At 64.8% G+C, this 22730-nt stretch carries 17 protein-coding genes; 11 read left to right on the top strand and 6 right to left on the bottom strand.

What is annotated here, in order from left to right:
* Window positions 1-99: 99 nt before the first annotated feature.
* From ABIF91_RS35485 to ABIF91_RS35475, 3 genes are all read left to right on the top strand, one after another.
* Window positions 100-1125 (top strand): polysaccharide deacetylase family protein, encoded by a 1026-nt coding sequence (locus ABIF91_RS35485; RefSeq protein WP_028181745.1) that lies wholly within the window; start codon window positions 100-102, stop codon window positions 1123-1125.
* A gap of 7 nt (window positions 1126-1132) precedes the next feature.
* Entirely contained in the window at window positions 1133-1684 is a 552-nt protein-coding gene (locus ABIF91_RS35480; RefSeq protein ID WP_028181746.1) for a dihydrofolate reductase, read from the top strand.
* 503 nt (window positions 1685-2187) lie between these two features.
* Entirely contained in the window at window positions 2188-3297 is a 1110-nt protein-coding gene (locus ABIF91_RS35475) for a helix-turn-helix domain-containing protein (protein WP_028181747.1), read from the top strand.
* A gap of 3 nt (window positions 3298-3300) precedes the next feature.
* On the opposite strand, the gene ABIF91_RS35470 is transcribed toward ABIF91_RS35475, so the two are convergent.
* Together ABIF91_RS35470 and ABIF91_RS35465 are read right to left on the bottom strand one after the other, a co-directional pair.
* Entirely contained in the window at window positions 3301-3753 is a 453-nt protein-coding gene (locus tag ABIF91_RS35470; protein ID WP_028181748.1) for a DoxX family protein, read from the bottom strand.
* 421 nt (window positions 3754-4174) lie between these two features.
* Complete coding sequence (locus ABIF91_RS35465; RefSeq protein ID WP_028181749.1) at window positions 4175-6484, bottom strand: NADP-dependent malic enzyme; 2310 nt, start codon at window positions 6482-6484, stop codon at window positions 4175-4177.
* Window positions 6485-6731: 247 nt separating this feature from the next.
* On the opposite strand from ABIF91_RS35465, the gene ABIF91_RS35460 reads away from it, so the two are divergent.
* Window positions 6732-7319, top strand: coding sequence for a hypothetical protein (locus tag ABIF91_RS35460; RefSeq protein ID WP_028181750.1), 588 nt, complete (start codon window positions 6732-6734; stop codon window positions 7317-7319).
* A gap of 20 nt (window positions 7320-7339) precedes the next feature.
* On the opposite strand, the gene ABIF91_RS35455 is transcribed toward ABIF91_RS35460, so the two are convergent.
* Window positions 7340-8608 (bottom strand): IS256 family transposase, encoded by a 1269-nt coding sequence (locus ABIF91_RS35455; RefSeq protein WP_038952271.1) that lies wholly within the window; start codon window positions 8606-8608, stop codon window positions 7340-7342.
* 107 nt (window positions 8609-8715) lie between these two features.
* Here ABIF91_RS35455 and ABIF91_RS35450 point away from each other — a divergent pair, with 107 nt between their 5' ends.
* Window positions 8716-10110 carry a hypothetical protein gene (locus tag ABIF91_RS35450; protein WP_348522422.1) on the top strand — a complete coding sequence of 465 codons (1395 nt, stop codon included), beginning with the start codon at window positions 8716-8718 and terminating at the stop codon, window positions 10108-10110.
* Window positions 10111-10276: 166 nt separating this feature from the next.
* Here ABIF91_RS35450 and aspS read toward each other — a convergent pair whose 3' ends face one another.
* Window positions 10277-12049, bottom strand: a complete 1773-nt coding sequence (gene aspS / locus ABIF91_RS35445) for an aspartate--tRNA ligase (RefSeq protein ID WP_028181079.1) — start codon at window positions 12047-12049, stop codon at window positions 10277-10279.
* 189 nt (window positions 12050-12238) lie between these two features.
* Between aspS and ABIF91_RS35440 the strand changes: the two genes are divergently transcribed.
* The 6 genes from ABIF91_RS35440 to rnd all read left to right on the top strand — a co-directional run bounded on the left by ABIF91_RS35440 (window position 12239) and on the right by rnd (window position 19550).
* A complete protein-coding gene (locus tag ABIF91_RS35440) occupies window positions 12239-13711 on the top strand; it encodes a protein adenylyltransferase SelO (RefSeq protein ID WP_028181078.1) in 1473 nt (490 codons plus the stop codon).
* A 203-nt stretch (window positions 13712-13914) separates the two neighbouring features.
* On the top strand, window positions 13915-14763 hold the full coding sequence (locus tag ABIF91_RS35435) for a phosphodiesterase (protein ID WP_028181077.1): 849 nt from the start codon (window positions 13915-13917) through the stop codon (window positions 14761-14763).
* 1 nt (window position 14764) lies between these two features.
* Complete coding sequence (locus ABIF91_RS35430) at window positions 14765-15715, top strand: carbohydrate ABC transporter permease (protein ID WP_028181076.1); 951 nt, start codon at window positions 14765-14767, stop codon at window positions 15713-15715.
* Window positions 15712-16581 carry a carbohydrate ABC transporter permease gene (locus ABIF91_RS35425; RefSeq protein WP_028181075.1) on the top strand — a complete coding sequence of 290 codons (870 nt, stop codon included), beginning with the start codon at window positions 15712-15714 and terminating at the stop codon, window positions 16579-16581. The genes ABIF91_RS35430 and ABIF91_RS35425 overlap by 4 nt, the downstream gene beginning before the upstream one ends.
* Window positions 16582-16592: 11 nt before the next feature.
* A complete protein-coding gene (locus ABIF91_RS35420) occupies window positions 16593-17924 on the top strand; it encodes an ABC transporter substrate-binding protein (protein ID WP_284281366.1) in 1332 nt (443 codons plus the stop codon).
* A gap of 477 nt (window positions 17925-18401) precedes the next feature.
* Window positions 18402-19550 (top strand): ribonuclease D, encoded by a 1149-nt coding sequence (gene rnd, locus ABIF91_RS35415; protein ID WP_028181073.1) that lies wholly within the window; start codon window positions 18402-18404, stop codon window positions 19548-19550.
* 232 nt (window positions 19551-19782) lie between these two features.
* On the opposite strand, the gene ABIF91_RS35410 is transcribed toward rnd, so the two are convergent.
* Together ABIF91_RS35410 and ABIF91_RS35405 are read right to left on the bottom strand one after the other, a co-directional pair.
* On the bottom strand, window positions 19783-21165 hold the full coding sequence (locus ABIF91_RS35410) for an aspartate aminotransferase family protein (protein WP_028181072.1): 1383 nt from the start codon (window positions 21163-21165) through the stop codon (window positions 19783-19785).
* 162 nt (window positions 21166-21327) lie between these two features.
* Window positions 21328-22554: an IS256 family transposase gene (locus ABIF91_RS35405; RefSeq protein ID WP_038960272.1), complete on the bottom strand. Its 1227-nt coding sequence runs from the start codon at window positions 22552-22554 to the stop codon at window positions 21328-21330.
* Window positions 22555-22730: the final 176 nt, after the last annotated feature.

The following is a 22730-nucleotide window of genomic DNA, read 5'->3' as shown; positions in this document are numbered from 1 at the left end:
TGCCGCACCATCTAGGCTAGGATCGTTTGGGGCAGGATGGTTTTTGCCACAGGCGAAGAGCCGCGGCGGGACAACGGGGCCAATCTCGAGGACAACACCATGCGTGTGGCGGCAGGACTGATTCTGGCAGGCGCGATGTCGGTTGCGATGACCGGCGCAGCATGGTCGCAGACACCGGCCGCAAAGCCGGCAGCCGCGACGCAAGCCGCACCGGCGGCGACGCCGGTCGCGTCGGCGCCCGCGACGGCTCCGGCCGCCGCTCCCGCGACAGGCGCCGCGCCAGCTGGATTCGTCAATCCGCCTCCGCCCAAGCAGCCGCCGCAGCCGGCGCGCGCGGCCTGCAACACGCCGGGCGCGCTCGGCGTCGCCCGCACAGTCGAGATCGACACCACGGGCGGTCCCGGCTTCGGCTTCGAGCACTTCAAGGAGCTCGACTTCCTGCGCGACAAGGAAGTGGTGCTGACCTTCGACGACGGCCCCTGGCCGCGCAACACGCCCGCGGTGCTGAAGGCCCTCGCCGACGAGTGCACCACCGGCATCTTCTTCTCCATCGGTAAGCACGCGACCTATGAGCCGGAGATCCTGAAGCAGGTCTACGCAGCCGGCCATACGGTCGGCGCCCACACCTGGTCGCACGCCAATCTCAACAACAAGAAGCTCACCGAAGCGCAGCGCAAGGACGAGATCGAGAAGGGCTTCAGCGCCGTGAGATGGGCGCTCGGCGGCATCTCGCCCTCGCCGTTCTTCCGCTTCCCGGCGCTCCAGCATCCGCCGGAGATGGTCACCTATCTCGGCAACCGCAATGTCGCGATCTTCTCCTGCGACATCGACTCGTTCGACTTCAAGGCCTCCAAGCCCGAGAAAGTGGTCGAGACCGTGATGAAGAAGCTCGAGACCAAGGGCAAGGGCATAATCCTGATGCACGACTTCCAGAAGCACACCGCGGAGGCCCTGCCCGAGCTGCTCAAGCGGCTGAAGGCCGGCGGCTACAAGGTGGTGGCGATGCGCGCCAAGTTCCCGGCATCGACACTGCCGGAATACGACCAGGAACTGCTCAAGGACGCCAAGCTGCCGACGGTGAGCCAGCGCCCGGTCAATTCCGTGGTGACGACCGTTTCCGAATAGAAGGCCGTTGTCTTTCCGTATCGAAGGCTACGTCATCGTCTCGGCGGACGGCATGCTTGCCGACGCCGATCGCGTGATGCCCGAAAGCCTCAAGTTCGAAGCCGACAAGCTGTTCTTCGAGCAGGCGCTCGATCGCGCCGCGCTGATCGTGCATGGCCGGCACTCGCACGAGCAGCAGCCGAATTCGCCGAAGCGCAAGCGGCTGATCCTGACCCGCAAGATCAGGGACCTCACCGTCGACCCGGAGATGCCGAACGCGACGCTGTGGAATCCGCAGCACGCGAGCTTCGATGAGGCCTGCGCCTTCGCGGACGTCGCCTCCGGCATGATCGCCATCATCGGCGGTCCGGTCGTGTTCGACATGTTCATGGACCGCTACGACGCGTTCTGGCTATCGGAAGCCCCGCATGTGCGGCTGCCCGGCGGCGAAGGTTGTTTCGGCGGCGTGCCGGCGCGGACGCCTCACGAGGTGCTGGCTTCGCACGGATTGAAGCCGGGCGCCCCGTACGTGCTCGACGCGGCACATGAGGTGACCGTGACGCCGTGGCGGCCGGCGTAGCTTCCCGGCATGGCCGGCTGGCTTTCGCTCACACCGGTGGGACGAGGCTCCGGTAAGAATCGGAGGAACAACCCCATGCACAGTATCGGTATCAAGACACCTTTGTCTATTCTGCCGGTTTATCAAGCAAAATTGGCGCCGCCGCCGGCCAGCGCAAAGCCGGCTAGCATATTGGCCGAGGCCCGATAATCGGCCCCGACGGCGGTCATGGCGCTATAGCCAACGTCCGCGGCGCCGCGTCAATACGGGCTGACGACTGAGAAACACCGGATCAATAGACTGAGACAAAAGCGCAAAACTGGACGGCCTGGATCGTGGCGGAAGACGCCTGCCCGCCCCGAGACGGCAACATTGGTACACAAACGAGCCGCTTTCCCTCTGCGGAATGATCACCATATACGCCAGGGCTCGGGTCTCCCGCCGAAGCCCTCCGCGACCTCCGGAAATCCTTGCGATGACTGGCCCGGCTGGCCGGCTCCGGCCCCAACGCGACCACGGACACCATGAACGACGACTGCACGACGACAGGTCCGACAGACGCCTCCGGACTGACTGATGATGCAGCCCCGATTTCGTCCCTGCTACCGGCATTCGGCTTCACTGCCGATCGGATGGAGGCAGATGCGAACGTCGCCGCCTGGCGAGAATCTGTCGCCACGCTGTTCGACGTCGACGAGCTCGCCGCCGACGAACCGGGCCCGTTTCGCGCCGACATCAGCTCCTACGCCATGGGGCCGGTGCTGATCGGGCTGAGCCGCGCCAGCGGCCAGCGTTTCCGCCGCACCCCCGAAACGATTGCGCGCAGCGGCGTCGACCACATCATTCTCCAGCTCTATCTCAAGGGCGGCTATGACGGCGTCGCGGGCACCCGGCCGATCCGTGTGCGCGCCGGCGACATCTGCCTGTTCGACCTCGCCCAGACCCTGGAGACCAAGGCGACGGCTTTCGAGAACATCACGCTGGTCGTGCCGCGCCCGATGTTCGGCACCCATCTCTTGCGAGTCGACGACCTGCACGGCCTGGTCCTGCCCGGCACCAGCGTGATCGCAAGGCTGCTGGCGGGACATCTCACCGCTCTGGTCGAATTTGCTCCCCGCATGACACTCGACGAATGCCAATCGGTGGTCGAGGGCACGGTTTCGCTGCTGGCCGCGTGCCTGCGCAACGAGCTCGAACGTGGCGACGCCGACCATACCGTCACTGCGAGCCCGTCCTTGATGCGGATTCGGCAATATATCGAGGCTGGCCTTGCCAGCGAGGATCTGTCGGCCAATTCGATCGCGGCCCATTTCGGCCTGTCCCGGGCTTCACTGTACCGGTTGTTCGCGCCCGTCGGCGGCATCGCGGACTACATTCGCAGCCGTCGGCTGCACCGCGCGTTCTTCGATCTCGCCAATTCGGGCTCGCGTGGTCCGCGCATCAGCGAGGTCGCGCGGCGCTGGCAGCTCGGCACCGACGCGCATTTCACGCGCTCGTTCAAGGCAGCCTACGGCATTACGCCCCGCGCAGCGCGCGAGGCCGCATTGCTTGGCCTGCAGCACGGCACCGATGCAACGAACAGCGCAACGATTTCCCGCTGGATGCGCGAGATCGCGCCCCCAAGGGCGCATTGATCGCTACACGTCGCCGTAGGCCGCCTCGGCCGGACGCGTGGCGCGGCCGTAGCCGATGATCATGCAGAGCGCGCCGATGATCGACAGGTTCTTGAGCGCGTCGACCAGCATCTTGGCGTTGTCCGGCGGGGTCTGGTTCCAGAAATCGTAGAACAGGACGGTCGCGACGGCGACGTAGATGATCAGCAGCAGCGCGAAGAAGCGCGCGCCAAGATTCAGCGCGATCATCAGCCCTGCGATGACCTCGAGTCCGCCGACCGCGATCGCCAGCAGCTGCGGCGTCGTCATGGCCGTCGCCGCCTCGACCTGCGTGGCGTAAGGCGCGATGACATCGGGCAGCACGAGCTTGGTGGCGATGAAGTCCGCGGTCGCCTGAATGGCAAAGAGCTTGGTCGCGCCCGTGTAGATGAACAGCACGGCGAACAGGATTCGCCCGAAAGTCACGAACGCTGGCATGATCGGCCTCTTGGCAAAGCGCTACAGCACGGAACGCTTGAGGGGATTATGAAGAGTCCGTTCGCGGTTTTCAAACAGGGAAATGGAGAACTGCGAGGAATTCAAAAGGGAGCGGCGCTCCGTTCGGTTGGCGCTCCCTAGAGCGCGATGCGATTAGGATGACTCGTCATCGCGCTTAAGGTTGTTGTTTAAGCATGATCTTTTCGGGAAACCGCTACGCACTTTTCCGGATCATGCTTTAGCGGGATCGAACCGAGAGCAGTGTGATCGGCCAAAACGCTCTCGGCGTCATAGCCGGGCTTGACCCGGCCATCCACGGCTTGCCTCGCGGGACGAAGAACGTGGATGCCCGGGACAAGCCCGGGCATGACGAGTTTGCCGAGCGAGCGCTCCCTAAATATCTTGAGGGGGTACGAAGCAACTAAGTGAACAACGTCGGCTGCTGCCGGGCGGCGCGCTCTTGCGCTTCGACGACTGCAACAGCCGTCATGTTGAGGATGCCGCGCGCGGTCACCGACGGCGTCAGGATATGCGCGGGGTGCGCCGGGCCGACCAGGATCGGGCCGACGGGCAGCGCGTCCGCCAGCGACTTGATCATCTGATAGGCGACGTTGGCGGTGTCGAGGGTCGGCATGATCAGGATGTTGGCCTCGCCCTCCAGCTTGGAGTGCGGCAGCACCATCCTTCGCGCAGCGGCGGAGAGTGCGGTATCGCCCTGCATCTCGCCGTCGGCCTCGATCTCCGGATGCTTCTCCTTCAACAGCTGGGTCGCCCGCCGCATCTTGCGCGAGGATTCGGTGTCGTAGCTGCCGAAATCCGAGTGCGAGACGAAGGCGATCTTCGGCTTGATGTTGAAGCGCTGCACGTGGACCGCGGCGAGCGATGCGATCTCCGCGAGCTCTTCCGCGCTCGGGTTGGGCCGAACCTGCGTGTCGGCGATGAAGAAGGCGCCCTTGCTGGTGATCAGCAGCGCAAGCGCCGCGTAGTCGCTGATCCCCGGCGAGAAGCCGATGATCTCGCGGACATGGCGCAGATGGCTCATGTAGCGGCCCTCGACGCCGCAAAGCATGGCATCCGCCTCCCCACGCGTCACCGCGAGCGCGGCGATCACGGTGTTGTTGGTGCGCACCACCGTGCGGGCTGCATCCGGCGTGACGCCGCGACGGCCGGCAACCTCGACATAAGACTGCACATAGGAGCGGTAGCGCGGATCGTCCTCGGGATTGACGAGGTCGAAGTCCTTGCCGGCGCGGATCGAGAGCCCGAAGCGCTTGATGCGCGCCTCCACGACCGAAGGACGGCCGACCAGGATCGGCCGGGCCAGGTTCTCCTCGAGCACGACTTGCGTCGCGCGCAGCACGCGCTCGTCCTCGCCCTCGGCATAGATCACCCGCACCGGCTGGGTCTTGGCCTTGGCGAACATCGGCTTCATGACAAGGCCGGAGCGGAAGGCGAAGCGCTCCAGCAGCGCAGTGTACTCGTCGAAATTGGTGATGGGCCGCGTCGCGACACCCGACTCCATCGCCGCCTTGGCGACAGCCGGCGCGATGCGCAGAATCAGGCGCGGGTCGAACGGACTTGGGATCAGCGAGCCCGGGCCGAAGCCTTGGGTCTCGCCCGTGTCAAAACCCTGCGCGACCGCATCCGACGGCGCCTCGCGCGCGAGCTGCGCGATGGCCTCGACGGCGGCGTGCTTCATCTCCTCGTTGATCGCGGTGGCACCGACGTCGAGCGCGCCGCGGAAGATGAAGGGAAAGCAGAGGACGTTGTTGACCTGGTTCGGATAGTCGGAGCGGCCGGTGCAGATCATGGCGTCGGGGCGCGCCTTTCGCGCCTCTTCCGGCATGATCTCTGGCACGGGATTGGCAAGGGCCATGATCAAGGGCTTGTCGCCCATCGCCTTGGCCATCTCGGGCTTGAGCACGCCGGGTGCCGAGAGCCCGATGAAGATGTCGGCGCCGCCGATGACGTCGGCGAGCGTGCGCTTGTCGGTCTTCTGCGCATAGACCGCCTTCCAGCGGTCCATCGAGGTGTTGCGCCCCTCATGCACGAGACCGTCGATGTCGCAGACCCAGATGTTCTTCCGCTGCGCGCCCATCGAGACGAGCAGGTTCAGCGTGGCGAGCGCGGCGGCCCCTGCCCCCGAGGCCACGATCTTGACCTCCGACAGCTTCTTGCCGTTCAGCCTGAGGCCGTTGGTGATCGCCGCGGCGACGATGATGGCGGTGCCGTGCTGGTCGTCATGGAAGACCGGGATCTTCATGCGCTCCTTCAAGCGCGTTTCGATCTCGAAGCATTCCGGACCGCGGATGTCTTCCAGATTGATGCCGCCGAAGGTCGGCTCGAGCGCCGCGACGGTCTCGACCACGCGGTCGATGGTGTCGGCGGCGATCTCGATGTCGAACACGTCGATGCCGGCGAATTTCTTGAACAGGACCGCCTTGCCTTCCATCACCGGCTTGGAGGCCAGCGGGCCGATATTGCCGAGGCCGAGCACCGCGGTGCCGTTGGAGACCACCGCGACCAGGTTGGCGCGGGTGGTAAGCGTGGCCGCCTCGGCCGGGTTCTTGGCGATCTCGGTGCAGGCCGCGGCAACGCCCGGAGAATAGGCAAGCGCGAGGTCGCGCTGATTGGCAAGCGGCTTGCTTGCCTGGATCTCGAGCTTTCCGGGGCGCGGCAGACGATGATAGGCGAGCGCCGCCTGGTGGAGATCATCAGAATAGGACGACATGCGGAGTCTCGCCTCACGTTACCGGCATCGAAATGCATGATCCGGAGCTGCCGCCCAAGCGAAACGGTATTTCCGGGTCATGGAAACGGGATGAAGCACGCCGGGTGCCCCGGTGGCAACATCCGATTGCGCCCCCATCAACAGGGCGCGCAGTCAACTGTCTGAAAACCATAGCTTTCCCTGGACCGCGCGGCCTTTGCCGAATATGGCAGGTTGCGCGGTGTAGAACGAGCAACTGGAGCTGGGAATGAAGCGAATCCTGATCGGCCTGATCGTGGCAGCCGTGCTCGGCGCGGGCGGATGGTTCGGCTTCAATCTCTACGTCCGGCACCGGGCCACCAGCGAGGTCGAGGCAGCCTTCGAGCAGATGCGCTCGGGCGGCGGCAAGGCCAGCCACGGCAAGATCACGTTCGAGCTCGCGACCCGGACGCTGACGATCGAGGACATCGACGTCGCGCCCGCCCAGCCGCTGCTCGCCAACGTCAAGGTCGCAAAGGTCACGGCCGTCGGTGTACGCCAGCCAGATGAAGCCCATTTCTCGGCCGACAGCATTGAAGCGTCGGGGGTCGAGGTCGGCTTCACATCCACCGAGCGGACAACGGTGAAGGCGAACTACAAGATCCCGCAGATCAGCGCGCGCGACTTTTCCGGTCCCACCCGTGCAGCCAACGCTCCGCCGTCCGGCTCGATCATCGACATGTACCGCTTCATGCTCGCGCAATACGCAACCGTCTCGGCATCCTCGATCGCGGTCCCGACCGTCGCGGTCAACGTCGATGCGGGCACCGGCAATACCGGCAGCGGAGATTACGTCTATTCGGGGAGCTATGGCTGATTTTGGGTGACGCGGCCTGATCAGGCGGCGTGGCTTTCAGTGTTCGGAATGACTTCGATTCCGTCGATGAACTTTACACCGGCGATGACTTTCGGCAACTGGTTCGTGCTCTTCAATCGCCGCCAGGTCTTCGATGCGGCGTCGATGAGCTTGAACACCATCAGCTTCGCAGTTTGTTGCGACAGCGATCCCTTGGTCCGCACCGTTCGGTGGCGCACCGTGGCGAAGACGCTCTCGATCGGGTTCGAGCTGCGTAGGTGGATCCAGTGCTCAGCAGGGAAGTCGAAGAAGGCGAGCAGCGCATGGCGATCCTTGATCAGGCACTCCACCGCACGTCCGTATTTGACGTGGTATTTCTCGACGAAGACGTCGATCGCGGTTTCAGCTTCGGCCCGGTGTGGGGCCAGATAGATGTTCCGCAGGTCGTTCTTCATGGGGCCCTGCACGGATTTGGCGACCTTGTCGAGTACGTTGCTCACTTTATGGCACCAGCATCGTTGGTGCCGCGTGCCGGGAAAGGCCTCGTCCAGTGCCTTCCAGAAGCCGAGGGCGCCGTCGCCGATGGCGAGTTGCGGGGCAATCCGTAACCCGCGTTGCCGCAGGTCGATCAGGAGTTCGCGCCAGCTCTGCGCGCTCTCGCGCACGCCGACCTGGAAGCCGATCAGCTCCTTCTTGCCTTCCGGCGTGGTGCCAATCAGCACCAGCATGCATTCGCTGTGATCTTCCATGCGGGCCTGCAGGTACACGCCATCGGCCCAGATGTAGACATAGCGACGCGCCGACAGATCGCGTCTCTGCCAGCGTTCGTACTCGACCTGCCAATCGGCCTTCAGGCCGGCGATCACCGAAGGCGACAGGTTCGGCGCATCCTTGCCGAGCAGCGCCGAGAGCGCCTCCTGGAAGTCGCCGGTCGAGATGCCGCGCAAATAGAGGACCGGGATCAAGGCATCCAGGCTCTTCGTCCGCCGCGCCCATAGCGGCAGGATTGCCGAACTGAAGCGGAGGCGGTCGCCTGGCCCGCTCGCTCCGCGGTCGCGGACCTTGGGACGAGCGACCTCCACCGGACCGATGCCGGTCGCAATCTCGCGCACCGGACCGTGCCCATGTCGGACCAGGCGCGCTCGACCGTCGGGCAGCGTCAGATTGGCCGTGCTGGCCAGAAACGCGCCAACCTCGATCTCGATCGCCCTGGCAAGCAGGTCCCGCGCGCCGGCACGAACGATATCGGTCAGTGGATCATCAACCGCGGACGGCTGACGGAAAGCAAGAACATTGGTAGTCTCGGTCATGGCGTATCGCTCTCCTCGAGAGGTTCTGGCAGGCTCGTCACCCGCCTCGATACGCCGCCTTCCTCACACCGTCATCACCCAGATTCCGCCATAGCTCCTATTCGGGTGTGGCGGTCCAGAACGTAAACCGCGGCAAGGTCGAAACGGCGAAGACGGACCGCATCACCTATACGATCGACTTGGCCCAGCCGGGCAAGCCCACGAAATTGAACGGCGAGCTGTCCGGTCTGGCCGCCTACGATTTCGACGCAACCGCCGTGAGGGCCGCGCTCGATCAGCCAGGGTCGAGCGACGACGGTTTCCACAGGATCTATCGACGCATCTCGGCCAATTCATACGTGGCGACAACGGCACCGGGCGTGCGCGTGCAGGTCGACGGCATCACCTTCGACGACATTGCGATCCGGCCCTCGAAATTCCGCCCGGCCGAGATCATCGCACTCGTGCCGGCAGACGGCTCGATCCCGACGCCGGCGCAGTCGCGCGACATGATCGAGAAGGTGGCCGACTTCTTCGAGGGCTTTCAGATCGGCAAGGTCGAAATCGGCAGGCAAACGGTCGAGACGCCGCAAGGGACGGGGCGGATCAACGCCGTCAAATACGATCCGGACAATATCGCGCTGGAAGGCCTCGACATGCCGCTGCCACAGGGGCAGCTCAAGATGGAACGCTTCGCGCTGAAGTCCTTCAGCGCCGCGAATCTGATGCGCTGGGCGGCAAGCCTCAAAACTCCCGGGCAGCCGCCCTCGCCCGACCAGATGCTGGGCCTGTTCCGGGTGCTCCAAGGCGCCGAGATCAAGGGCGTTGTCTCACCCTACAAGAACACGCGTCAATTCGTTACCATCGATACGATCAGCCTGAACTGGGGCCAGCTGGTCGGCTCGATCCCCAGCAAGGCCAATCTGGTCGTGAAGATGGTCACGCCCACGGATACCGCCAATCCGGCACTGCGGCCGCTGATCATGGCGGGTGTCGACAAGCTCGCGATCGACCTCGATGTCGGCGCCGCCTGGACGGAATCGTCCGGCGCGTTCGCGCTCGCGCCGGCGAGCATCGAGCTCGGCGACCTCGCCAAGGCGCAAGCCCGCTTCGCGCTCGCCAATGTGCCGCGCGGCCTGTTCACCGCGACTGCCCCGATGGAGGCGATGGGTCAGGCGGCGCAGGTCGAGACCGGCGCGATCGAGCTCTCCTTGCGCGACGGCGGCGTCGTCGATCTCGTCGTGGCGCAGTTCTCGCGCATGCAGAATGTCAGCCGCGACACCGCGCGCAACGCCATCGTCCAGATGATCCGGGCGCAGGGCGAGAAGATCGCGGCGTCGAATGCCGACGTGAGAATGGCGATCGATGCGCTGGCCGGCTTCGTGGAAACGTCGGGGCAGACACTGAGCATCAAGCTCACGCCCCGCGCCATGGTCCCGCTCATGCAATTGATGCAGCTCTCGCAAAGCGACCCGGAGAGCGCGCTGGCGCAGTTCAGGATCGAGGCGTCGACGGGGCTGTAGGAGAGCTGTCTCGTGTCCCGGACGCGCTGCAACGCGCCAGCGTTGCTGCGCAGAGCCGGGACCCAGAATGCTCGCTGTTGGCTGAGAGATGGGCCCCGGCTCTGCAGCGCACCGCTGAAGTCGCGCTGCGCTGCGTCCGGGGCACGAGACCAAAACCGCCGCACGCTCACTTCTGCGGCAGGTTCACCCGGATGTGCAGTTCGCGGAGCTGCTTGGTGGTGGCCTCCGACGGCGCGCCCATCAGGAGGTCCATGGCCTGCTGGTTCATCGGGAATAGCGAGATCTCGCGCAAGTTCGTGGTGCCGCACAGCAGCATCACGATGCGGTCGACACCCGCGGCCATGCCGCCATGCGGAGGCGCGCCGTACTGGAAGGCACGGTACATGCCACCGAAGCGGTCGACCACTTCCTGCTCGCCGTAACCTGCGATCTCGAACGCCTTCACCATCGCTTCCGGCACGTGGTTTCGGATGCCGCCGGAGGCGATCTCGTAGCCGTTGCAGGTGATGTCGTACTGGAACGCCTTGATGGTCAGGGGATCCTGCGACTTCAGCGCGTCGAGACCGCCCTGCGGCATCGAGAACGGGTTGTGCGAGAAATCGACCTTCTTGTCGTCCTCGTTGTACTCGTACATCGGGAAATCGACGATCCAGGCGAGCTCGAACCGCTCCTTGTCGGTGAGGTTCAACTCCTCGCCGACCTTGTTGCGGGCAAGGCCCGAGAATTTCCAGAACTTGTCGGGGTCGCCGGCGACGAAGAAGGCGGCGTCGCCTTCCTTTACGCCGAGTTGCGCGCGGATCGCGGCAGTGCGCTCAGGCCCGATGTTGTTCGCAAGCGGACCTGCACCCTCGCCGCCCTCGCGCCACATGATGTAACCGAGCCCAGGCTGGCCTTCGCCCTGCGCCCAGGAGTTCATGCGGTCGCAGAACGCGCGGCTGCCGCCGCCCGGTGCCGGGATCGCCCAGACCTGGTTCTTGGGGTCTTCGAGCATGCGCGCAAAGACCTTGAATCCGGAGCCGCGGAAGTGCTCGGAAACGTCCTGCATCTCGATCGGGTTGCGCAGGTCCGGCTTGTCGCTGCCGTATTTGCGCAGCGCCTCGGCGAACGGAATCCGACGCCAGCCCTTGGTGACCGGCTTGCCCTTCGCGAACTCCTCGAACACGCCGGTGATAACGGGCTCCATCGCGGCGAAGACGTCTTCCTGCGTCACGAAGCTCATCTCGACGTCGAGCTGGTAGAACTCGCCCGGCAGACGGTCGGCGCGCGGGTCCTCGTCGCGGAAGCAGGGCGCGATCTGGAAGTAGCGGTCGAAGCCCGACATCATCAGGAGCTGCTTGTACTGCTGCGGCGCCTGCGGCAGCGCGTAGAACTTGCCGGGATGGATGCGCGACGGCACCAGGAAGTCGCGTGCGCCTTCCGGCGAGGACGCGGTCAGGATCGGCGTGTTGAACTCGAAGAAGCCCTGCCCCTCCATGCGACGGCGCATCGACTTGATGATCTCAACGCGCGTCATGATGTTCTGGTGCAGCTTCTCTCGGCGCAAATCGAGGAAGCGATATTTGAGGCGGATGTCCTCGGGATATTCCTGGTCGCCGAACACCGGCAGCGGCAGATCGCCGGCCGGGCCCAGCACCTCGATCTCGTTGACATAGACCTCGACCTTGCCGGTCGGCAGGTCGTCATTGTCGGTGCCCTCGGGGCGGCGGCGGACCTTGCCGTCCATCTTGACCACGAATTCCGAGCGCAGCTTTTCGGCCAGGGAGAACGCCGGCGAGTCCGGATCGACCACGCACTGGGTCAGGCCGTAATGGTCGCGCAGGTCGATGAACAGCACGCCGCCATGGTCGCGAACGCGATGGACCCAGCCTGACAGGCGGATCGTCTCGCCGATGTTGCTCTCGCGGAGCGCGCCGCATGTATGTGACCGGTAGCGATGCATGGTCGTCCCAAAAATCAATGTCGGAGGATGCGAATCGAACGGCCTGTCATGGCCGGTCCGAAGTTGCGGCAGGGTTTACCTCGCTAGGACCAAGGCGGCAACCAAGGGAACGCCCTGTTTTGGGCTGGAAATGCCCATTTTCAGGGGCCGAGCCTTTGCCATCAGGCGTTCCAGCCCTATCTTGAGCCTATGACGGTGCATTTCCCCTTCCAGAACTCCTATTCGGCGCTGCCGGACAGCTTCTTTGCCCGCGTCGCGCCGACCCCGGTCGCCGCCCCCCGGCTGATCAAGCTGAACCGGCCGCTGGCAATCCAGCTCGGGCTGGATCCGGACCTGCTGGAAACCCCTGAGGGTGCCGAGATCCTGGCCGGCAAGACGGTTCCGGCCGGAGCCGATCCCATCGCGATGGCCTATGCCGGCCACCAGTTCGGGCATTTCGTGCCCCAGCTCGGCGACGGCCGCGCCATCCTGCTCGGCGAGGTCATCGACAAGGGCGGCGTCCGCCGCGACATCCAGCTCAAGGGCTCGGGCCCCACCCCGTTCTCCCGCCGTGGCGACGGCCGCGCCGCGCTGGGTCCGGTCTTGCGCGAGTACATCGTCAGCGAAGCGATGCACGCGCTGGGCATCCCGACCACGCGCTCGCTCGCCGCCGTCGTCACCGGCGAGCACGTCATTCGCGAGACCGCGCTGCCCGGCGCGGTGCTGACCCGCGTCGCCTCCAGCCATATCCGCGTCGGCACCTTCCAGTTCTTCGCCGTCCGCCGCGACACCGAGGCGGTGCGCAGGCTCGCCGACCATGTGATCACCCGCCACTATCCGGACCTTCTTCAAGCGGAGCGGCCGTATCACGATTTGCTTGCCGCCGTCGTCGCGCGCCAGGCCGAGCTCGTGGCGCGCTGGCTGCTGGTCGGCTTCATCCACGGCGTGATGAACACCGACAACACCTCGATATCAGGCGAGACCATCGATTACGGCCCCTGCGCCTTCATGGACGCCTACAACCCCGCGCAGGTGTTCTCCTCGATCGACGAGATGGGCCGCTACGCCTATGCCAACCAGCCGCGCATCGCGCTGTGGAATTTGACGCGCCTCGCCGAGTGCCTGCTGCCGCTGTTCTCCGACGAGCAGGAGAAGGCGGTCGCCGAAGCCCAGGACATTCTCGGCGCCTTCTCCGACACATTCAGCGCGGCCTATCAGGCCGGCCTGCGCAGGAAGGTCGGCCTGTTCACGGAGCGCGACGGCGACGAGGCGCTGATCCAGGATCTGCTCGACGCCATGGCGAAGAACCAGGCCGACTTCACCCTCACCTTCCGCAAGCTCGGCGACGCCGCAGGCGGCGACGCAGCCGACGCGCGCGCGCAGTTCATGGAGCCCGGCGCGTTCGACGAGTGGGCCGGACGCTGGCGCGAGCGCCTCGTGCTCGAACCGCACACGGCGGCGGAGCGGCAAGCCGCCATGCACGCCGTCAATCCGATGTTCATCCCGCGCAACCACCGCGTCGAGGCCGTGATCCAGGCCGCGGTGAACGATGACGATTACGCGCCGTTCGAGGAATTGGTGAAGGTGCTGGCGAGGCCGTTCGATGACCAGCCGGACTACGCCGCCTACGCCGATCCGCCGCTGCCGGATCAGCGGGTGCTGCAGACGTTCTGCGGGACGTGAGGCAAGCTCGACCGCGCACCACCATCTTGAATTGATCCGCGGCAGGGATTGCGCCTTGCGCTGGTCATTTCTGTCCGCGGGCGTTGTGGACACGTCGCGTCCCGCGGAACCACTGTCATCAAACTGAAACACACGCGCTCTAACCGCCTGTCAGGGTCGTCTTGCCGGAGACGTCCATCCTCCAACCGTCCCGACAGCGCGCCATGCCCTTCAAATTCATCCACCTCACCGATACGCATCTCGCGAATCCCGGGCTGAAGCTCTACGGCCTCGACCCGCGCGCACGGCTGGATGCGGCGATCGCCGACATCAACCAGCATCAATCCGATGCCGCCTTTGCGGTGGTGACCGGCGATCTCACCCATTGGGGCGAGCCGGACTCCTACACCAATTTCGCCGAGGCGATGGCTGCGCTGAAAATCCCCTACATCGCCATGGTCGGCAATCACGACCGCCGTGTCACCTGCCTCGATGCGCTGAAGGCCGCGCCGCGCGATGCCAACGGCTTCGTGCAGGGCACGCGCACCACCGAGCACGGCCTGTTCGTCTTCCTCGACACCCTGGACGAGACCAGCCATGCCGGCGAGATGTGCGCCAAGCGCCTCGGCTGGCTGGCGAGCACGCTCGCCGCCGCGCCCGCGGACATGCCGCTCGTCGTGTTCATGCACCATCCGCCCTTCCCGGTCGGCGTGCACGCGATGGACGAGATCGGGCTGAAGCAGAGCGCGGAATTCGCCGAGGTGATCGCGCCCTATCGCGCGCGCATCCGCCATCTCTTCTTCGGCCATGTGCACCGGCCGATCTTCGGCAGCTGGGGCAGGATCCCGTTCTCGACCCTGCGCGGCACCAACCACCAGGTCTGGTTCGAGCTCGACCAGAGCGCGCCGCACCTCGCCAGCCACGAGCCGCCGGCCTACGGCGTCGTGCTGATCGACGACGAGAACCTCGTCGTGCACAGCCACGACTTCCTCGACCAGAGTCTGCGCTTCCCGTTCGCCCCGCCCGCGGGAATGGATGGCCGCGACTACGCGCTCAGTTTCCCGGCGCGGTGAGATGAGCCTCGCCGAACCCGCGACTCTCTCCGTCGCGACCCCGGCAGCGCCGCGCCTGCACATCCTCAAGCGCGTCACGAAGCGTCTCAAAGCCTCGCTGCCGGCCTATCTGCTGCTGCTGCCCTCGCTGGTCTTCCTCGCGCTGTTCACCTATGGCGCGATGGGCCGCGTGCTCATCGATGCGCTCTATCAGCGCGCCACACCGAAGGCGCCGCTGCGCTTCGTCGGTCTCGACAATATCGCATCGGTGCTGGCCGATCCTGCCTTCACCGGCGCCGTCGTCAACAACCTGATCTACGCCGTGGGCACGGCGGTGCCGAGCATCGCCCTCGCGCTGCTGTTCGCGCTGGCGCTTGCGCGCACCCATGCCGTGAACAGCGCGCTGCGCGCCGCGCTGTTCCTGCCGGTGTTGATCCCGATGGTCGCGGCGTCCGCGCTGTTCCTGTTCATCTTCCTGCCCAATGTCGGCCTGCTCGACTACTATATCGGCCGGCTGCTTCCGGTGCTGCCGAACTGGCTCGGCGATCCCGACATCGCGCTCTATGCGATCATGGTCATCACGATCTGGAAGAACGCCGGCTACTACATGCTGTTCTTCCTCGCCGGCCTCCAGGCCGTGCCCGAGGACGTGATGGAAGCCGCGCATCTCGACGGCGCGGGCCCATATCAGCGCCTGCGCCACATCATCCTGCCGGAGCTCAAGCCCACCTTCCTGTTCGTCACCGTCATCGCGATCCTCAACGCGGTGACGCAGGTCGACCACGTCTTCGTCATGACGCAGGGCGGGCCGTCCAATTCGACCAGTCTGGTGCTGTTCTACATCTACCAGCAGGCGGTGGAGCATTACGACATCGGCAAGGCCTCGGCTGCGACGCTGCTGACGCTGGCCGCGCTGATGAGCCTCACCGCGCTCTCCTTCCGGACCATGGCCAACCGCGAGGGCGGGTCATGAAGCTGGTCGACCGCCTGTTCAGGGATGCCCCGCTCGCCACCCGGGGCGAGATCACGCCGAAGCTCGGCTTTCTGCTGACCGTGCTGCTCGCGATGGTCTGGCTGATCCCGTTCCTGTGGATGGTCGTGGCGACGCTGCGCCCGGCCTCGGACGGCATCAACGCCATGGCCGAGCTGATGCCGAGCCTGAAGCCGACGCTCGACAATGTCAGGGATGCCTGGGAGATCGGCGATTTCCCGCGCTACACGCTCAACACGACGATCATCTGCACCGGCATCCTGCTGGTGCAGTTCGTCACGATCACGCTGGCGGGCTTTGCCTTCGCCCGCCTCGACTTCGCCGGCAAGACGCTGATCTTCTACCTGTTCCTGATGCAGCTGATGCTGGTGCCGGTGCTGCTGATCGTGCCGAACCTGACGCTCGTGGCGCAGCTCGGCCTCTACGACACACTCGCCGGCGTGATGATGCCGTTCTTCGCCTCGGCCTTCGGCACCTTCCTGATGCGCCAGGCGTTCGAGGCGATCCCGACCGAGCTGGAAGACGCCGCCCTGATCGATGGCGCCAGCCTGTTCCAGCGCATCCGCCACATCTACGTGCCGCTGTCGATGCCGAGCTTCTCGGCGTTCGCCATCATCTCCGTGACCAGCCACTGGAACGACTTCCTGTGGCCGCTGATGGTGATCAATTCGCCGGACAAGCGTCCGCTCACGGTCGGCCTCTCGGTCTTCACCAAGACCGCCGAAGGCACGCAGGCCTGGGGCACCATCGCCGCGGGCACGCTGATGGTGATCGCGCCGCTGCTCGTCACCTTCCTGATCTTCCAGAAACGCTTCATCAGCTCTTTCGTCACCTCAGGCATCAAATAGGAGATTTTCCGATGCTATTCTCCCGCAGGCTCATGCTCGGCCTTGCCATGATAGGCACTATGGCAGGCGCCCTCGCCGTCCCGGCGAAAGCCGAAGGTCCCACCGAGATCGATCTGTTCTTCCCCGTTCCCGTCGATGGCAAGCTCGCCCGCGACATGGGCACCTTGATCAAGGAGTTCAACGAGACCCATCCCGGCGTCAAGGCGACCGCCGTCTACACCGGCTCCTATGACGACACCCTGATCAAGACGCGCGCCGCGATCAAGGCCGGCAAGCCGCCGGCTGCCGTGATCATGTCGGCGAACTTCCTGCTCGACATGCAGATCGAGAACGAGCTCACCAATCTCGACAGCCTGATCGCTGCGGACGGCACCACCAAGGAGAAGTTCCTGGGTCAGTTCTTCCCGGCGCTGCAGGGCAATGCCGTGATCAACCGCTCGGTCTACGGCGTGCCGTTCCACAATTCGACGCCGCTGCTCTACATCAACGCCGACAAGGCCAAGGAAGCCGGCCTCGATCCGAACAAGCCGCCGCAGACCTGGGCCGAGTTCACCGACTGGGCCAAGAAGCTGACCAAGCGCGACGGCGACAAGGTGACCCAATGGGGCATCGCGATCCCCTGCGCCTACGATTATTGCGGCTGGATGATGGAAACGCTCACCATGAGCAATGGCGGGCGCTACTACAACGAGGAGTTCGGCGGCGAGGTCTATTACGACACGCCCTCGATGCTCGGCGCGCTCACCTGGTGGAACGACCTCATCTACAAGCACAAGGTCCACGCGCCCGGCGCGACGCCCGGCCCTGCCGTCAGCACCTCCTTCATCTCCGGCAATGCCGCGATGATGATGCTGTCGACGGGCTCGCTCACTTACGTGCGCGACAACGCCAAGTTCGCCTACAAGGTCGCCTTCATCCCCCGCAACGTCCGCAACGCCGTGCCGATCGGCGGCGCCTCGCTGATCATGCCGGCAGGGCTCGATGCCGACAGGCAGAAGGCCGCCTGGACGCTGATCAAGTGGATGACCTCGCCGGAGAAGAGCGCCTGGTGGAGCCGCGCCACCGGCTATTTCGCGCCCAACATGGCCGCCTACAAGACGCCCGACATGGTCGAATTCCTCAACAAGAACCCGGACGCCAAGACCGCCGTCGAGCAGCTCGACGTCGCCAAGCCGTGGTTCGCGACCTACAAGACCGTCCCTGTCCGCAAGAACCTCGAGGACGAGGTGATGCTGGTCCTGAACGGCAAGAAGCAGCCGAAGGAAGCCCTCGCCGCCGCCCAGAAGGCCGCCGACGAGACGCTCAAGCCGTACAACGCGGAGACGTCGCTGAAACTGCCGTAAGTCCGGCTTCGCGCCAAATGCGCGATCTCGCAGGGTGGGCAAAGGCGCAAAGCGCCGTGCCCACCATTCGCGTCTCCACTCGATCGACAGGGTGGGCACGGTTCGCTTTGCCCACCCTACACGCGGCTCCGGCCTCCCCCATTAACCTCCCGTCCACCATCTGACCCGGCCTGCCGCCGGTAACCACGAGAATTAACAGACCCTCAACGTGCCACCGACAAATCTATCAATGTTTCTGGAGGTTTCGCCGTGGATCTGTTGGTTATCGAGTTCCTGGGACTGGCTCTGGTCGCCATGTGCGTCCTCGTGGTGGCGCTGCCCTGCGCGCGAAAATCCTCGCAGCGGGTCCGGTACGAATAGGATTATCGTCGGTAAAAGGTGCCTCCGGCCCAAAAGCAAGGCTCGAATTCGCTCAGAGCCCCTTGACATCACAGCACTTTCGGCAGAACGGCTGATATCACGTGTCATGGGCCGTTCATGGATTTGATTACCACCACCGCTGACCTCGCGGCTGCCTGCAGCCGGCTGGCCAAGCACCCCGTCATCACCGTCGATACCGAGTTTCTGCGCGAAACCACCTATTACCCGCTGCTGTGCGTGGTGCAGATGGCCAGCGCCGACGAAGCCGTGGTCATCGACACCTTGGCCGAAGGCATCGACCTCAAGCCGTTCTTCGAGCTCATGGCCAACGAGGGCGTGCTGAAGGTATTTCACGCCGCTCGCCAGGACATCGAGATCATCTGGCACCAGGCCAATATCATCCCGCATCCGGTGTTCGACACCCAGGTTGCCGCGATGGTGCTCGGCTACGGCGACAGCATCGCCTACGACGCGCTGGTCGAGAAGGTGACTGGCCACCGTCCGGACAAGACCCACCGCTTCACCGACTGGTCGCGGCGGCCGCTGACCAAGGAGCAGATGCATTATGCGGTGTCCGACGTCACCCATCTGCGCGACGTGTTCGCAGCGCTCGACGCCGACCTGAAGAAGCGCCGCCGCAGCGAATGGGTCTCCATCGAGATGGAGGTCCTGACCTCGCCCAGGACCTACGACTTCCACCCCGAGCGCGCCTGGGAGCGGCTGAAGACGCGGGTGCGCAAGCCCAAGGACCTCGCGGTGCTGATGGAAGCCGCGGCCTGGCGCGAGCAGGAGGCGCAGAGCCGCGACGTGCCGCGCGGCCGCGTGTTGCGCGACGAGGCGATCACCGACATCGCGACCCACGCGCCGACCACGCTGGAGAAGCTCGCGCATCTGCGCTCGGTGCCCAAGGGGTTCGAGAAATCCAAATGGGGCGCGGACATCATCGCCGCCGTCGAGCGCGGGCTGGCGCGGGATTTGTCGAAGCTGCCCAAGCTGGAGAAGCCGCGCAACAACTCCAACGGCGCCGCCATTGTCGAGCTGCTGAAGGTGCTGCTGCGGATGACCGCCGAGCGCCATGCGGTCGCAAGCAAGGTCATCGCGACCGTCGATGATCTCGAAGAGATCGCGGCGGACGACGAAGCGGATGTACCGGCCTTGCGCGGCTGGCGCCGCGAGCTGTTCGGCGATGCCGCGCTGAAACTGAAGCGCGGCGAGCTCGCACTGGCGATCGAGAAAGGCCGCGTGATCGGGGTTCAGCGGGCTTAAAGCGGAATGGCTTAGTTTGAATCGATTGCCGCGGCTCCTTCACCTCTCCCGCTTGCGGGAGAGGTCGGCGCGAAGCGCGGGGTGAGGGCTTTCTCCTCTTGGGGATTGTCCCATTGCGGAAATATCCTCTCCCCGACGCTCTCCCGCGAGCGACCCGCGAGCGGGAGAGGGAGTGCACCTCCGTCGTTGCAGCGATCTTCGCTCCCCGCAATGACGCGGAGAGAGCGAGCCCCTACGCCGGCGTCAGCTTCGCCACCTCGCCCTTCATGTCATTCAGCACGCCGGCGATCGCTCCGACCAGCTCGTCGATCTGGGCCTTGGTCGTGATGAGCGGCGGACAGATGGCGATGGCATCCAGCATGTTGCGCGAGATCACGCCGCGCTCCTGGAGCATGCGGCTGGCGATGCCACCGACCGCGCCCGGCGTCGCCGCTGCGGTCTTGCGGCCCTTGTCGAGCACGAGCTCGAGGGCTGCGATCATGCCGACGCCGCGGACCTCGCCGACCAGCGGGTGGCTGGTGAGCTCACGCAGCTTGCCCTGCATGTAGGCGCCGAGCTCGGCGGCATGCGCGACCAGGCCACGCTCCTCGATGATCTTGAGGTTCTCCAGCGCAATCGCCGAGCCGACCGGATGGCCGCCCGCGGTGAAACCGTGGCCGAGCACGCCGATCTTGTTGCCCTCGTCCGCGATCGGCTCGAACATGCGATCGTTCAGGATGATCGCCGACAGCGGGAAATAGCTCGAGGTGATCTGCTTGGAGACCACGATCGCGTCGGGCTTGATGCCATAGGTCTCGCAGCCGAACATCTTGCCGGTGCGGCCGAAGCCGCAGATCACCTCGTCGGCAACCAGCAGGATGTCGTACTTCTTCAACACCTTCTGGATCTTGTCCCAATAGGTCGCCGGCGGCACGATGACACCGCCCGCCCCCATCACCGGCTCACCGAAGAAGGCGGCGATCGTGTCAGGTCCCTCCTTCTGGATCAGCGCATCGAGCTCCTCGGCGCGGCGCGTGGCGAAATCTTCCTCGCTCTCGCCGGGGGCGCCGTCCTTGTAGAAATGCGGCGAGCCCGTGTGCAGGATGTTCGGCAGCGGCAGGTCGAACGAACGGTGGTTGTTCGGAAGGCCGGTGAGGCTCGCGGAGGCAATGGTGACGCCGTGATAGGCACGCAGGCGGCTGATCACCTTCTTGCGCTGGGGCTGACCGAGCGCGTTGGAGCGATAGGCGATCAGCTTCAACACCGTGTCGTTCGCCTCCGAGCCGGAATTGGTGAAGAACACCTTGCTCATCGGCACCGGCGCAAGCGCGACCAGCTTCTCGGCGAGGTCGATCGAGGGCCCGTGCGATTTGGCGGAGAAGGTGTGGTAGAACGGCAGCGCCTGCATCTGCTTGTGCGCCGCCTCGACCAGCCGCTTCTCGTTGAAGCCGAGCCCGACGCTCCACAGGCCGGCCATCGCCTCGAAATAGCGCTTGCCCATCGCGTCGAAGACATAAGGCCCCTCGCCGCGCTCGATCACGAGGGGACCGGCCTGCTGATGCGTGCGCGCGTTGGTGTAGGGATGGAGCTGATAGGCCACATCCCGGGCCTCTTGCGAATTGGGCAGCATGGACATTTGCGGAGATCCTTGAAAGCGTCACGTCGCAGGCAGAGCCGGCGTCATCACTTGATGGCAAGTACCTTGGCTATTGCGACAGCGCAAAAGGGAGTGTCAGAAGTTTTGTGTAAGAGCGTCTCTGTGAGGGGTTTGCGGGGTCAGCGGACTGACCCCATGGGGTCAGTCCGCTGAGCCTGCAAAGCGCTCGCCGAACTGGATGGCAAACTGGCCCATTGCGGCCGTCCATGCAACCGGTCGTCGCCAATGGATGCCGGCATTTCTGATGGCGAGGTAAAGCAGCTTCATCGCCGCCTCGTCGTTGGGGAAGCTGCCGCGTGTTTTGATGATCTTGCGCAGCGAACGGTTCAGCGCCTCGACCGCGTTGGTGGTATAGATCATTTTGCGTATCTCCGGCGCGAAGGCGAAGAACGGAATGACGTGCTCCCACGCCCGGCGCCAGGCCGCCCCGATCGCGGGATAGCGCTTGCCCCACTCGGCTTCGAAGTCCTCGAGCCTGAGCAGAGCGGCGTCGGCATTCTCGGCATGATAGATCGCCTTGATCGAGGGAAGGATCGCCTTGCGATCCTTCCAGGACACGAAGGATAGGCTGTTGCGGATCAAATGCACGATGCAGGTCTGGACCATCGCCTTGGGAAAGACGCTGTTGATCGCCTCGGGAAAGCCCTTCAGACCGTCGACGACGGCGATCAGGATGTCGGCGACGCCGCGGTTCCTCAGATCGTTCATGACCTTGAGCCAGAATTTGGCGCCTTCGGTTTGCTCGATCCAAAGCCCGAGCACGTCTTTCTCGCCCGATGCAGTGATGCCCAGCACGACGTAGACTGCCTTGTTCTTGACCATCCCCTCATCGCGAATCTTGACCCTGAGCGCGTCGAAGAAGACCACCGGATAGATCGCTTCCAGCGGCCGGCTCTGCCATTCGCGGACCTCGTCGAGAATCGCGTCGGTGACCTTGCTGATCAGATCGGGGGACACCTCGGTGCCGTAGAGCTCGGCCAGATGGCCCTGGATCTCCCGTACCGTCATGCCCCGCCCGTAGAGACTGATGATCTTCTCGTCGAAGCCGTCGAAGCGGGTCTGGCCCTTCGCGACGATCACCGGTTCGAACGTGCCGGCGCGGTCGCGCGGCACCTCGATCTCGATCTCGCCGTCGTCCGTCAACAGCGCTTTGCTGCTTGTGCCGTTGCGGCTGTTGCCCGACCCGCGGCCCGCCGGGTCGCCCTTCTCATAGCCAAGGTGGTGGGTCAGCTCCGCACCCAGTGCGCGCTCCAGAAGCGCCTTCTTCAGTCGTCTGAAAAGCCCGTCTTCGCCGGCTAAGTCTTCTGGCTTGAGGCTGCCCCCGGCAAGAAGCTGGTCCAAAATCTCAGGTGAAAAATCCGTAGCCATGTGAGTCTCCTGTCAAAGGTAAACTCACAGAAACCATCTTACACCGAGTTACTGACACCCTCGCGCAAAACATGCAACGCCAATTCGTCGGCAGCAAACGCTCAGCAGCGATGCACAAAGAGCTATGGCGGAATCTGGGTGATGACGGTGTGAGGAAGGCGGCGTATCGAGGCGGG

It is taken from the genome of Bradyrhizobium sp. USDA 241, assembly GCF_049739505.1.
Lineage (GTDB): Bacteria > Pseudomonadota > Alphaproteobacteria > Rhizobiales > Xanthobacteraceae > Bradyrhizobium > Bradyrhizobium liaoningense.
Note: the sequence above shows the minus strand (reverse complement) of the source record. Positions and strands in the feature narration are given on the sequence as shown.